We start from the raw sequence: 13,485 nt of genomic DNA on the forward strand, positions 1-13,485 counted from the left end.
TTGGCAAGCTTTTTTTGAACTTTTTTATTTGCTCTTTTTGCTTGCCTCAAACACCATGTATTACTTTACAGATTTAACCAAAGGAAAATAAAAAGCTTCATTAAATATTTATTAATGAAGCAATCTATAAAGCGGAGATTGAGAGATTCGAACCCTCGCGCCGGTATAAACCGACCTACACCCTTAGCAGGGGCGCCTCTTCAGCCACTTGAGTAAATCTCCAATGGGCCTAAATGGACTTGAACCATCGACCTCACGCTTATCAGGCGTGCGCTCTAACCAGCTGAGCTATAGGCCCCTTTTCCTTTGAAGCGGGTAACGAGAATCGGACTCGCGACTAAAGCTTGGAAGGCTTTCGTTTTACCACTAAACTATACCCGCAACTTCTTGCTTCCTAATGGCGCGAGACGGAATCGAACCGCCGACACAAGGAGCTTCAATCCTTTGCTCTACCAACTGAGCTATCGAGCCATTACGGTCCCTACCGGATTCGGACCGGTGATCTCCTCCGTGACAGGGAGGCGTGATAACCCCTACACCAAGGGACCATATTGCGGGAACAGGATTTGAACCTATGACCTTCGGGTTATGAGCCCGACGAGCTACCAGACTGCTCCATCCCGCGATGTTTCTATATAAAAAAACCAAGATCCTATGGACCTTGTAGGACTCGAACCTACGACCCGACGGTTATGAGCCGTCTGCTCTAACCAACTGAGCTAAAGGTCCAAGCTTACCTCTATAGCGGCGGGGGGGATCGAACCCTCGACCTCCCGGGTATGAACCGGACGCTCTAGCCAGCTGAGCTACACCGCCATCCTGTAACTTTCTTCTAAGCTACAATCGGGAAGACAGGATTCGAACCTGCGACCCCCTGGTCCCAAACCAGGTGCTCTACCAAACTGAGCCACTTCCCGAAGTGTGCACCCTGAAGGATTTGAACCTTCAACCTTCTGATTCGTAGTCAGACACTCTATCCAGTTGCGCTAAGGGTGCATCATTATATGCCGAGGACCGGAATCGAACCGGTACGGTTGTCACCAACCGCGGGATTTTAAGTCCCGTGCGTCTGCCAGTTCCGCCACCCCGGCATGATAATGATAAGCGGAAGACGGGATTCGAACCCGCGACCCCCACCATGGCAAGGTGATGTTCTACCACTGAACTACTTCCGCATTCTTTATTCAATTTTTATGCCGATTAAAGGACTCGAACCTTCGACCCCCTGTTTACAAGACAGATGCTCTACCAACTGAGCTAAATCGGCATGGTACGGGTGGTGGGACTTGAACCCACACGTCCGAAAACACTAGAACCTAAATCTAGCGCGTCTGCCAATTCCGCCACACCCGCTTGAGTTTTTCTGGGCCAATGAGTCGTGGCAGGCTCGAACTGCCGACCCTCTGATTAAAAGTCAGATGCTCTACCAACTGAGCTAACGACTCAATGGAGGATACAGGGCTCGAACCTGTGACCTCCTGCTTGTAAGGCAGATGCTCTCCCAGCTGAGCTAATCCTCCATTTAGCACGGCGACTACCTACCCTCGCAGGCAGTTTCCCACCAACTACTCTCGGCGTTAAGAAGCTTAACTTCTGTGTTCGGCATGGGAACAGGTGTATCCTTCTTGCCATCGCCACCGTACTCTTTCTTGAGCTTTTACACTCAAAACTGAATATAATCTTCTGCTCTAAACCTTTGAGCTTTGGTCAAGTGCTCGACTGATTAGTACTAGTCCGCTCCACATATCACTATGCTTCCACTCCTAGCCTATCTACCTCATCGTCTTTAAGGTGTCTTACTGCTTACGCATCGGAAATCTCATCTTGAGGGGGGCTTCGCACTTAGATGCTTTCAGCGCTTATCCCTTCCATACATAGCTACCCAGCGATGCCTTTGGCAAGACAACTGGTACACCAGCGGTATGTCCATCCCGGTCCTCTCGTACTAAGGACAGCTCCTCTCAAATTTCCTACGCCCACGACGGATAGGGACCGAACTGTCTCACGACGTTCTGAACCCAGCTCGCGTGCCGCTTTAATGGGCGAACAGCCCAACCCTTGGGACCGACTTCAGCCCCAGGATGCGACGAGCCGACATCGAGGTGCCAAACCTCCCCGTCGATGTGAACTCTTGGGGGAGATAAGCCTGTTATCCCCAGGGTAGCTTTTATCCGTTGAGTGATGGCCTTTCCATGCAGTACCACCAGATCACTAAGCCCGACTTTCGTCCCTGCTCGAGGTGTACCTCTCGCAGTCAAGCTCCCTTATACCTTTACACTCTGCGAATGATTTCCAACCATTCTGAGGGAACCTTTGGGCGCCTCCGTTACATTTTAGGAGGCGACCGCCCCAGTCAAACTGCCCACCTGACACTGTCCTCCAGAACGCTCAGCTCTGTGAGTTAGAGGATCCATCAAACAAGGGTAGTATCCCAACATTGCCTCCGGTAAGACTAGCGTCCTACTTTCTCTGGCTCCTACCTATCCTGTACATGTTTAACAAATACTCAATATCAAGCTACAGTAAAGCTCCATGGGGTCTTTCCGTCCTGTCGCGGGTAACCCGCATCTTCACGGGTATTATAATTTCACCGAGTCTCTCGTTGAGACAGTGCCCAAATCATTACACCTTTCGTGCAGGTCGGAACTTACCCGACAAGGAATTTCGCTACCTTAGGACCGTTATAGTTACGGCCGCCGTTTACTGGGGCTTCAATTCAAACCTTCGCTTTCGCTAAGCTCTCCTCTTAACCTTCCAGCACCGGGCAGGTGTCAGCACCTATACGTCATCTTACGATTTTGCAGATACCTGTGTTTTTGATAAACAGTTGTTTGGGCCTATTCACTGCGGCTGATATTTTACTATCAGCACCCCTTCTCCCGAAGTTACGGGGTCATTTTGCCGAGTTCCTTAACGAGAGTTCTCTCGCTCACCTGAGTGTTCTCCACTCGACTACCTGTGTCGGTTTGCGGTACGGGTAAAATTGTTCTGGCTAGAAGCTTTTCTTGGCAGTGTGACATCATGACCTTCGCTACTTTTATTTCGCTCCGCGTCACAGCTTGAAATCTAAAGACAAGCATTTGACTCATCTTTTTTCTTACTGCTTGCACATGTATTTCCAGCAACATGCGTCATTAGCCTCCTGCGTCCCTCCTTTGCTCTTATCGAACAATTTCAGTACAGGAATCTCTACCTGTTGTCCATCGGCTACGCCTCTCGGCCTTACCTTAGGTCCCGACTTACCCTGGGCGGACGAGCCTGCCCCAGGAAACCTTAGTCTTTCGGCGGATAGGATTCTCACCTATCTTTCGCTACTCATACCGGCATTCTCACTTCTAAGCGCTCCATTAGTCCTCTCGATCTAACTTCGCCGCACTTAGAACGCTCTCCTACCACGCATATAATATATGCATCCACAGTTTCGGTACTATGCTTAGCCCCGGTACATTTTCGGCGCAGCGTCACTCGACTAGTGAGCTATTACGCACTCTTTAAATGGTGGCTGCTTCTAAGCCAACATCCTAGTTGTCTACGCAACTCCACATCCTTTTCCACTTAGCATAGATTTGGGGACCTTAACTGGTGATCTGGGCTGTTTCCCTTTCGACTACGGATCTTATCACTCGCAGTCTGACTCCCGTGCATTGATATCTGGCATTCGGAGTTTATCTGGATTCAGTAACCCCTGACGGGCCCCTAGTCCAAACAGCGCTCTACCTCCATTATCATTCACACGAGGCTAGCCCTAAAGCTATTTCGGAGAGAACCAGCTATCTCCAAGTTCGTTTGGAATTTCACCGCTACCCACAACTCATCCCCGCGATTTTTAACTCACGTGGGTTCGGTCCTCCAGCGTGTTTTACCACGCCTTCAACCTGGTCATGGGTAGGTCACTTGGTTTCGGGTCTACGTCATGATACTCTTTCGCCCTCTTCAGACTCGCTTTCGCTCCGGCTCCGTCTTTTCTGACTTAACCTTGCACCATAACGTAACTCGCCGGTTCATTCTACAAAAGGCACGCCATTACACTTTAATGTGCTCTGACTACTTGTAGGCACACGGTTTCAGGTTCTTTTTCACTCCCCTTCCGGGGTTCTTTTCACCTTTCCCTCACGGTACTGGTTCACTATCGGTCACTAGTTAGTATTTAGCCTTGCGAGATGGTCCTCGCGGTTTCAATCGGGATTCCTCGTGTCCCGACCTACTCAGGATCCTGCTAAGTCTCTCTGCAATTTCGCTTACGGGGCTTTCACCCTCTCTGGCTTATCTTTCCAGATAATTCTGCTATCACTTCAAGTACTATATCGCAGTCCTACTACCCCAACTGGCAAGCCAGCTGGTTTGGGCTCTTTCCTGTTCGCTCGCCGCTACTTGGGAAATCGATTTTTCTTTCTCTTCCTGCAGCTACTTAGATGTTTCAGTTCACTGCGTCTTCCTTCATTAGCCTTAACAGCTAATGATAATACCTCTCGGTATTGGGTTCCCCCATTCGGATATCTCCGGATCACTGCTTACTTACTGCTCCCCGAAGCCTTTCGTGGTTCGTCACGTCCTTCATCGGCTTCTAGTGCCTAGGCATTCACCATGCGCCCTTTTCTACTTGACCTATTTCAAGTTGAGTTTCTCTCTCTTCTCGGTCGCTCTTCAATCTGTTTTCTTCGATTGTCTCGGTTTTTTGCTTTAGATTATATTCAGTTTTCAATGTACTAACTCTTGAGGTATTACCCTCAAAACTAAACAAAGTTTCTCAGTGTGCTTCCGCTTGGCTTTCTCGATGACTTCTCTTAGTGCTCTCGCACTCTCCATCATCTTTCGCCTTCCTTAGAAAGGAGGTGATCCAGCCGCAGGTTCTCCTACGGCTACCTTGTTACGACTTCACCCTAATCATCTGTCCTACCTTAGACGGCTGACTCCTATAAAGGTTATCCCACCGGCTTTGGGTGTTACAGACTCTCATGGTGTGACGGGCGGTGTGTACAAGGCCCGGGAACGTATTCACCGCGGCGTGCTGATCCGCGATTACTAGCGATTCCAGCTTCGTGTAGGCGAGTTGCAGCCTACAGTCCGAACTGAGAACGGCTTTAAGAGATCCGCTTGCCTTCGCAGGTTCGCTTCTCGTTGTACCGTCCATTGTAGCACGTGTGTAGCCCAGGTCATAAGGGGCATGATGACTTGACGTCATCCCCACCTTCCTCCGGTTTGTCACCGGCAGTCTCATTAGAGTGCCCAACTTAATGATGGCAACTAATGACAAGGGTTGCGCTCGTTGCGGGACTTAACCCAACATCTCACGACACGAGCTGACGACAGCCATGCACCACCTGTCTCAGCGTCCCCGAAGGGAACACCTAATCTCTTAGGTTTGCACTGGATGTCAAGACCTGGTAAGGTTCTTCGCGTTGCTTCGAATTAAACCACATGCTCCACCGCTTGTGCGGGCCCCCGTCAATTCCTTTGAGTTTCAACCTTGCGGTCGTACTCCCAGGCGGAGTGCTTAATGCGTTAGCTGCAGCACTGAGAGGCGGAAACCTCCCAACACTTAGCACTCATCGTTTACGGCATGGACTACCAGGGTATCTAATCCTGTTCGCTACCCATGCTTTCGAGCCTCAGCGTCAGTTGCAGACCAGAGAGCCGCCTTCGCCACTGGTGTTCTTCCATATATCTACGCATTCCACCGCTACACATGGAGTTCCACTCTCCTCTTCTGCACTCAAGTTCAACAGTTTCTGATGCAATTCTCCGGTTGAGCCGAAGGCTTTCACATCAGACTTATTGAACCGCCTGCACTCGCTTTACGCCCAATAAATCCGGACAACGCTTGCCACCTACGTATTACCGCGGCTGCTGGCACGTAGTTAGCCGTGACTTTCTAGGTAATTACCGTCAAATAAAGGCCAGTTACTACCTCTATCTTTCTTCACTACCAACAGAGCTTTACGAGCCGAAACCCTTCTTCACTCACGCGGCGTTGCTCCATCAGACTTGCGTCCATTGTGGAAGATTCCCTACTGCTGCCTCCCGTAGGAGTTTGGGCCGTGTCTCAGTCCCAATGTGGCCGATCAGTCTCTCAACTCGGCTATGCATCATTGCCTTGGTAAGCCGTTACCTTACCAACTAGCTAATGCACCGCAGGTCCATCCAAGAGTGATAGCAGAACCATCTTTTAAACTCTAGACATGCGTCTAGTGTTGTTATCCGGTATTAGCATCTGTTTCCAGGTGTTATCCCAGTCTCTTGGGCAGGTTACCCACGTGTTACTCACCCGTCCGCCGCTCGCTTGTATCTAGTTTCATTTAGTGCAAGCACTAAAATCATCTAGGCAAGCTCGCTCGACTTGCATGTATTAGGCACGCCGCCAGCGTTCGTCCTGAGCCAGGATCAAACTCTCATTTTCCTTTTTGAAAATGAGCTTTTTATCGTTTAGCTCTAAAACTTTCTTTGAGTTATCTCAAATTTATTGCTTGCGAATTGACTTCGCTTTTGTTTGGGATTTTTATATCCCGCACACTTTCAGCGAAACTTTGTTCAGTTTTCAAGGTACTACCGTTGTCTCGTGACAACTTTTATATTATATCATGTCTTTTGAGTTTTGACAAGAGCCTTTTTAATTTTCTCATCTCTCTCAAATGACAGCTTTATAATATTATCATCTTTCGCTCGCTTTGGCAAGCTTTTTTTGAACTTTTTTATTCGCTCTTTTTGCTTGCCTCAAACAGCATGTATTACTTTACAGGCTTTTTTACTTTTCGTCAACAAGTTTTTTAAAAAAATTGCATTCCCGAATATTAAATTTTTATTTATCTATTATTATCTGGTTTTATTCTCAACATTATTCTATTTGAGCCTACTAACCATCTTTAAAATTCGGATACAAAAAATATTCTAAGCTAAATAGTGAATTAGTTATTCGACGGAATAATTGATTCACTATTTTTGTTCTCTTGTAGAATTGAAATAGCAGTAAAACAATATGCCATAGACGCTTTAGACACTTGATGTCGTACAAAAAACTGGCAGTTTTGCTTAAAATTTTAGTAATCTCTTCGAAGAATGTGGACATTTGATGTCGAGTTTTGAAAATTAGATCTAACTTTCTAAGCAAATAGGTTTTACTACTGAGCTTAGGAAGTTTAATTATGCAAGTTATATTCGGAATTGCTGTAAGCGAGTCTACTTCTACTGTCTGTGAATTAATTGGTCAAAGTAAAAATGAAATGATTTAGTTTCTAGAATGGTGAAACCAGCTAAATCTTTACCAAATCATGATCTTGCGAATCTAGAAAGTATTCTCGGTTTTGCTCAAACTACTGCTGTTAGAATATTAGCTGAATTAAGTGATATTCGTAGATTTTCTAGTCCAAATAAGATCAATGCTTTTATTGGTATTGATCCAGGACGCTATCAGTCTGGTGAAATGGATGCTAGTTTAATTATTACTAAACACGGTAATGTAAAACTACTTTATCGTGCTATTGGACAAATAGATCTAGCTTCTAAGACTAAGGCATGTCATATAGCAGATTATTATGAAAGCAAAAAGCTATCCTCTCAACCCAAAGGGTTTAAAAAGATAGCTATTGCTTCAATTCATAAATTAATCAGAACTATTTATGCTCTGATTATCAATGAGCACCTATATGATTATGACGTAGCCACATATAACCAAAAAGACTTTGATAGTAATTAATCGATCAATTTTATTATAGCTCTAAGCTTGTAAAAACGACATGTTTACAGGCTTATTTGTCGTACTTTCTTAAAAAAAGTAATTCGGCCTATATTTACGATACTCAAAAATATAATCTTAAAAATAAAGCCAAATATCTTATTGTACTTGACTTTACGTAGAAAAATCGTGTTAAGCATATTCGCTTAACACGATTTTGATTACTTCTTCAATTCTGGCGCATCAGTCTTAAAATCACTTTGTGTTGATCTCTTTCCATTTTGATACCATAGACTATTTCTACTCTTCTTTTCAGCCTTCTTTAACCTCTTCAGCGATTCTGATTTTTTATACGAATAATTCTTTCTCTTCACATATTTAAAATCATCTGGTCTATAGAAACGCAGCAAATTACCTGTAATTACACGGTCAGATAAAGATAATTCTGTTGTTACAGTATTTGAAATTGATGCCAATTGTGCCTTTACCTTTTTATCTGGATGAGTAATTCGTTTTCCAGATTTAGTATAATAATAGCTTCCTTCTACTCTACTATATTTTGGAGTAATAAAATCTCCATTTCTTTGAGCTACAATCTGAGGAGCATTTTTTGCTAAAAGACTATGACCAAATTGAATCATATTTTGATCATTAATACCTAATAAATTAAATAGAGTTGGTCTAACATCAATTTCTCCCCCATAAGTGTGATTAATCCCGCCTTTAAGACCTGGCATATGAAACATTAGAGGTACACGTTGGAATTGTAGATTATCAAAATTATTAAAACTATCTTTATCTAACAATTGAGCTGATGCTTTATGGTGATTCCCGGAAATTCCGTAATGATCTCCATAAAGCATAATCAAAGTATTCTTTTCTAAACCTGATTTCTTTAAATAGCTCATCAATTCCCCAACAGCTTGATCCAAATAATGAGCAGTTTGAACATAACCATCTACTGTCTTATCACCAGTATCAGTTTTATCGATAGATTGGTTTTTCTTATCTAAATCATAAGGATAGTGATTAGTTACCGTAATCATTTTTAGATAAAATGGCTGTGGTAAATGCTCCATGTATTTAATAGATTGCTCAAAAAATAGCTTATCTTTTATTCCATACCCTGAATAATAGCCTTTTTTATTCTGATAATAAGACAATGGCATGAAGTAATCATATCCAAAAGATTTATATGCATTATCACGATTCCAAAATGATCCTGCTCCACCATGCATAACTGCACTGGTATAACCACCCTTTTGATCTAAGATAGCAGGTGCACTTTCAAAAGTATTAGACGTTCCATAACTGGACATTGCCGAACCTGACTGTAACCCAAAAATAGAATTTTCCAGCATCATTTCAGCATCTGAAGTTTTTCCTTGTCCTACTTGATTAAAGAAATTATCAAAACTAATCGTATCGTTAGCATGATAAAGTTTGTTCAAGTTTGGTGTAACTTCTTTTCCATCCCACTTATAATCAATTAAAAACTGTTGGAAACTTTCTAAGTGAATAACTAATACATTTTTATTTTTAGCTACACCATAATACTCAGGATTAGGAGCAATATAGTTTTTCTTAATATACGATTGAACAGTCTTTAAATCACTATGATTAGCTTTAGCCATAATAGCATTATTCTGCGCAGTTTTTACGCCATCGTATACAGCAAAAGCATTTAATCCCAAATATTTAACAATGTAATTATTATCGAAAGTTCGAGTTAAAAGACCAGAGCGATCTTTTTGGGCCATAGTCAGATTGGTACCAATTAATACTACAGCTAACCCTTCAATTAAAAGTGATACCTTTAGCTTCAATCGGCGAACATCGATTTTAAAAACTTTAAAAGCTATTAATAAAACAATAATAACTACATCCAAAAATACTAAAAAATCAGTACCTTTTGTAATTCCAGCGATACTTTTTCCTAGATTATCTGAAGTAGATCCCGAAGTTTTAATAATCGATGTTGATAGAAAATCAGAAAATTCTCGGTAATATAAGATATTTGAAAATAACCACAAGGATAAAAGAAAATCAATTATGACCATAATCCAGTAAGATTTCCTACCCTTAAAGAATAACCCAATTCCAATCAATAAAACTGCTGTCGGTAGCGGATTAATCAATAGCAAAAATTTTTGCATTGGACCTACTACACCTAAATTAAACTTAGTTATATATGTTAAGTATGTTTTTATCCAAAAAAATACAACAACTACAGTGAAAAAGCCTAATTTAGTTTTAGTTAACCAATTGTATGATGCTTTTAGGCGTCCCATCTAAGTCCTCCTCAACTTTGTTCTTTCATGATATTACTACTAAAAAATAGTTTTGATAAATTAAAATAGTAAATTTAAGGAATTTTAATGACTTTTTACTTTCTTAGGCTTGAATAACCAACCAAATATTCCTAAAATCATCCCAAAAAAGTAAGTGGTAAAGCGCCACAAAAACATTCCTAGAGTTAACAAAATATTTGAATGAATAAAAGTAGAAAATAAAGTTTGAAAACTAAACTCCGCTCCACCAGACGCTCCTGGAATTGGAACAATTGCCATGAACATAATAATCATAATATTCATTTGCGTAACTTCTAGCCAAGACGGAGTTAAGTTCAAAGCTAATAAAATCAAATACGGAATTGAATAGAAACATAGCAATTGCCCAACGGTTAAAATACTCGCTCCAAGTAGCTTCTTCTTTTCACGCTTTAGATGTTGACCTTCTGCATAAAAAGTTTCAATTTTTTCCATAGTATTCTTACGCCATTTTTCAACAGTATTTTTATTTATAAACTTTTCTAATATATTCATCAGCCAGTTTGTTGTATTTTTAGTCCAACGATAGGCAAACATAATGGCTAAGAGAAAGATTATTGAACTAACATGAAGTACAAAACCAAACAAAATAAATAAGGCTAAGCCGGAAAATTTAGTTACTACCATATGAAATCCAAAGATAATTGTTGAAACATACGCAAATAAAACACAAATTTGATAAATTATAAATTTCATTAGCAAAATAGAGGTTGCTCTCCCGCCCTCTATTCCCATTTGAATCATAGCTACTAATTGAGAAGGCTGCCCTCCAGTAGACAAAGGTGTTATGGCATTAAAAAGAGCCTGAATAATTGGAATTCTAAAGAAGGACCACGCAGATCTATGTACTTCGCCTTTTTTATGTTCCAAAATCCAAATAATTGCAGCTTCACAAACATAAGACAGAATCATTACAAATAAAACTAGCAATAAAAAAGTTATATTTAACTTCTTACCTGCTGCCCATAATTCTTTAATGGGGGTTTTTCGTAATTCCTGCCAAATAACGAAACCACTAATTAAAAGAACAACCAGCATCCCTATAAAATGTTTTTTGTTCATTATTTGATTTGTCCTAACTTTCTACCAATTTCATATTGTTCCGTATAAAAATCATGCCATATCTTAGCAAGATGCTCCTCTGAATATTCTTGACTAGCCTGGGCAGATAAAACGCGATATTTCTTTAGCTTATCTGGATTTGATCGTAGAGATTTTATTTGAGCATTTAGCTCATCAAAACTTTTTCCCTTCATGTAATAGCCATCAATAATCGCTTGATATAGATCTAAGTCTCGTAGTAAAACTGGAGTATTACATGAAAAAGCTTCTAAGACAGACATCGGAAACAATTCATCGAAAGATGGTAATAAGAATAGATCAGCAATATTCAAATAACTAACCAATTCTTCGCGTGGTACAATACCAGTAAATTTTAGATTTTTTGGAGGGTTATCAATTAATTTTTTAAAATGAGCATATCCATCAGTCATTTTGCCAAATGAAAAACCACCAGCCCAAATAAATTGAATATCAGGATTAGCTTCTGCTAATTTAGCAAAATCATCTACCCCTTTTCTTTCTTGTACTTGGCCATCACCAACAATTACAAACTTATCTAAAGGAATATTCAATTTATTTCTAAAAGCATTCTTTTGTACCTGAGTTTGTTCATAAAATTCACTTTTTGCTACAAAATTTGGAATATACTTTACTTTCTCTTCACTAATACCGTATTTCACTAATTTATCAATAAAAATTGGATTAACTACTACAATTTGATCCATTCTTTTATAGAAATCAATCACATATTTATAAAAAATACTTTTTGCTGGTTCAGGTAATTTAACTGATCCATCCAAAGTTTCTGGCAAAAAATGTACATATCCAATTTTTCTACCTCGACTAGGTAAAAAACTATTAGCAAAATATGTTGGGTTAATAGTATGATAATGAGTTAAATCACTAGCGCCATACTTATTAATCGTTACATAAAAGTCATCTACTAATCGTGTTCTAAGTAAACGAACAAGTTCTTTATATGCCGAACCTACTCCCTGTCCTTGAACAGAGTCAGCCTGGGAAAACATATTAATTCTAATCATAATTTACCTCAGTTTTTTGTTTATTTTGGATTACATCTTGATAAAATTCTTCTATCTTATGTGCAAACGTAGCTGCTGAAACTTCCGACAATTTCTTCTCTTTTAAATCTTCAGGAATATTAAATTGATTTTCCTTTAGATAATCAATGATCTCATCTTTCATTTCATTCTTTGTGGTAAATGTACTGCCTAATTTCTTATTGTCAAAAACATGCTCTGTGTAATCTGTACTATATACCACGCTCTTGGTACCAGCTGCTAAAGCTTCAATATATGTTAATCCCTGCGTCTCTGTATCACTAGCTGATACAAATAAATCTGCCATTCGATAATAATTTCCAACGTCACTATGTTCAACGCTACCAGCAAAAATCACATAATCTTCTAATGAAAGCCGAGCCACCTGATCTTTTAATGGTTGTACGTCTGGTCCGTCACCTGCAATCACAAACTTTACATCCGGTTCTTTTTCCAAAATTGCAAGTAATACATCAAGAATTTGATCTATTTTCTTTTCAGCGGCTACACGACTTAAAGTTAAAATAATTTTATCCTCTTTATTAATGCCCAACTCTTTACGTACATCTCGATGAGGATTCTCATTAATTGCCGTTAAATCTACACCAGTAGGAATTACTCGCATTGGAATTGTAACTCCATAACGGGTTAACGTTTCTCTAACTCGTTCACTAGGAGCCACAACTCCATCCATCTTATGCAAATAAGCTTTAGTAATTTGCTTAACATGGTATGGCTTCAATAAATGTCCATTTAAAACATAATGTAAATAATCTTCATACATAGTATGGTAAGTGTGAATTGCAGGAATATTCAGCGAATGAGCAACATATTTTCCAATCATTCCCATTCCAAATTCTGTCTGCGTATGAACAATATCTAGTTTTACTTCTTTAGCGATTTTAGTAGCTTGAAAAAGCCCACGCACTGGAATTCTTCTATCAGTAAAAGAAACAAAGGGAACACTACTAACTCTAAAAATATTTGGTTCAATAGTTCCTTTTCCCAAATGGGGATCTGTAGTAGTAAAAATAAAGACAGAATGTCCATCTTTTTCAAGAGCATTCTTTAAAGTCTGGATCGATGTTGCTACCCCAGAAAGCTGAGGAAAATAAGTATCGGTAAATAGCCCAATATTCATGTAAAATACCTCCATTAAAGACCATTATAAAATTAGTAGATAGGAGTTGCAATTTTGGATAAAAAAAAGACGTGAGAATCAACTCACGTCTTTTTGCCAGAATGTCTGAATAAATAGCGGTGATCGGGGTCGAACCGATACGTCCTAGGGGACACCAGATTTTGAGTCTGACGCGTCTGCCAATTCCGCCACACCGCCATAAATGAAATTAATCAGGAAATT

The 13,485-nt window shown here is 40.5% G+C and carries 4 protein-coding genes, 17 tRNA genes, 3 rRNA genes and 1 pseudogene; 1 reads left to right on the plus strand and 24 read right to left on the minus strand.

What is annotated here, in order from left to right; translation table 11 throughout:
* Positions 1–132: 132 nt before the first annotated feature.
* From H1A07_RS07610 to H1A07_RS07700, 19 genes are all read right to left on the minus strand, one after another.
* A tRNA-Ser gene (locus tag H1A07_RS07610) sits at positions 133–222 on the minus strand.
* A 2-nt stretch (positions 223–224) separates the two neighbouring features.
* Positions 225–298, minus strand: a tRNA-Ile gene (locus H1A07_RS07615).
* Between the two features lie 12 nt (positions 299–310).
* A tRNA-Gly gene (locus tag H1A07_RS07620) sits at positions 311–381 on the minus strand.
* Positions 382–398: 17 nt separating this feature from the next.
* A tRNA-Phe gene (locus H1A07_RS07625) sits at positions 399–471 on the minus strand.
* Positions 472–475: 4 nt separating this feature from the next.
* Positions 476–548: transfer RNA gene (locus H1A07_RS07630), tRNA-Asp, on the minus strand.
* A gap of 3 nt (positions 549–551) precedes the next feature.
* Positions 552–625: transfer RNA gene (locus H1A07_RS07635), tRNA-Met, on the minus strand.
* A 30-nt stretch (positions 626–655) separates the two neighbouring features.
* Positions 656–729: transfer RNA gene (locus H1A07_RS07640), tRNA-Ile, on the minus strand.
* A 13-nt stretch (positions 730–742) separates the two neighbouring features.
* Positions 743–816, minus strand: a tRNA-Met gene (locus tag H1A07_RS07645).
* Between the two features lie 27 nt (positions 817–843).
* Positions 844–917: transfer RNA gene (locus tag H1A07_RS07650), tRNA-Pro, on the minus strand.
* A gap of 5 nt (positions 918–922) precedes the next feature.
* Positions 923–996, minus strand: a tRNA-Arg gene (locus H1A07_RS07655).
* A gap of 9 nt (positions 997–1,005) precedes the next feature.
* Positions 1,006–1,091, minus strand: a tRNA-Leu gene (locus H1A07_RS07660).
* A 12-nt stretch (positions 1,092–1,103) separates the two neighbouring features.
* Positions 1,104–1,175, minus strand: a tRNA-Gly gene (locus H1A07_RS07665).
* A 19-nt stretch (positions 1,176–1,194) separates the two neighbouring features.
* A tRNA-Thr gene (locus H1A07_RS07670) sits at positions 1,195–1,267 on the minus strand.
* 1 nt (position 1,268) lies between these two features.
* A tRNA-Leu gene (locus H1A07_RS07675) sits at positions 1,269–1,353 on the minus strand.
* 19 nt (positions 1,354–1,372) lie between these two features.
* Positions 1,373–1,445, minus strand: a tRNA-Lys gene (locus tag H1A07_RS07680).
* Positions 1,446–1,447: 2 nt separating this feature from the next.
* Positions 1,448–1,520 (minus strand) — tRNA-Val (locus tag H1A07_RS07685).
* Between the two features lie 5 nt (positions 1,521–1,525).
* Positions 1,526–1,642 (minus strand): 5S ribosomal RNA (rrf, locus tag H1A07_RS07690).
* A 61-nt stretch (positions 1,643–1,703) separates the two neighbouring features.
* A 23S ribosomal RNA gene (locus H1A07_RS07695) occupies positions 1,704–4,606 on the minus strand.
* A gap of 219 nt (positions 4,607–4,825) precedes the next feature.
* Positions 4,826–6,397: ribosomal RNA gene (locus H1A07_RS07700) — 16S ribosomal RNA — on the minus strand.
* Together the 16S, 23S and 5S rRNA genes with 16 tRNA genes alongside form the textbook arrangement of a ribosomal RNA operon.
* 822 nt (positions 6,398–7,219) lie before the next feature.
* Here H1A07_RS07700 and H1A07_RS07705 point away from each other — a divergent pair.
* Positions 7,220–7,690, plus strand: a pseudogene (locus H1A07_RS07705) (transposase); the annotation flags it as partial.
* 200 nt (positions 7,691–7,890) lie between these two features.
* Here the strand turns inward: H1A07_RS07705 and H1A07_RS07710 are convergent.
* The 5 genes from H1A07_RS07710 to H1A07_RS07730 all read right to left on the minus strand — a co-directional run bounded on the left by H1A07_RS07710 (position 7,891) and on the right by H1A07_RS07730 (position 13,461).
* Complete coding sequence (locus tag H1A07_RS07710; protein ID WP_210144859.1) at positions 7,891–9,960, minus strand: LTA synthase family protein; 2,070 nt, start codon at positions 9,958–9,960, stop codon at positions 7,891–7,893.
* 84 nt (positions 9,961–10,044) lie between these two features.
* Positions 10,045–11,061 (minus strand): lysylphosphatidylglycerol synthase transmembrane domain-containing protein, encoded by a 1,017-nt coding sequence (locus H1A07_RS07715; protein ID WP_094496992.1) that lies wholly within the window; start codon positions 11,059–11,061, stop codon positions 10,045–10,047.
* Positions 11,061–12,104, minus strand: coding sequence for a glycosyltransferase family 4 protein (locus H1A07_RS07720; protein WP_210144860.1), 1,044 nt, complete (start codon positions 12,102–12,104; stop codon positions 11,061–11,063). The genes H1A07_RS07715 and H1A07_RS07720 overlap by 1 nt, the downstream gene beginning before the upstream one ends.
* Entirely contained in the window at positions 12,097–13,263 is a 1,167-nt protein-coding gene (locus H1A07_RS07725; RefSeq protein ID WP_094498331.1) for a glycosyltransferase family 4 protein, read from the minus strand. The genes H1A07_RS07720 and H1A07_RS07725 overlap by 8 nt, the downstream gene beginning before the upstream one ends.
* A gap of 114 nt (positions 13,264–13,377) precedes the next feature.
* Positions 13,378–13,461: transfer RNA gene (locus tag H1A07_RS07730), tRNA-Leu, on the minus strand.
* Between the last annotated feature and the right edge of the window lie 24 nt (positions 13,462–13,485).

Source organism: Lactobacillus taiwanensis (assembly GCF_017894345.1).
Classification (GTDB): Bacteria; Bacillota; Bacilli; order Lactobacillales; family Lactobacillaceae; genus Lactobacillus; species Lactobacillus taiwanensis.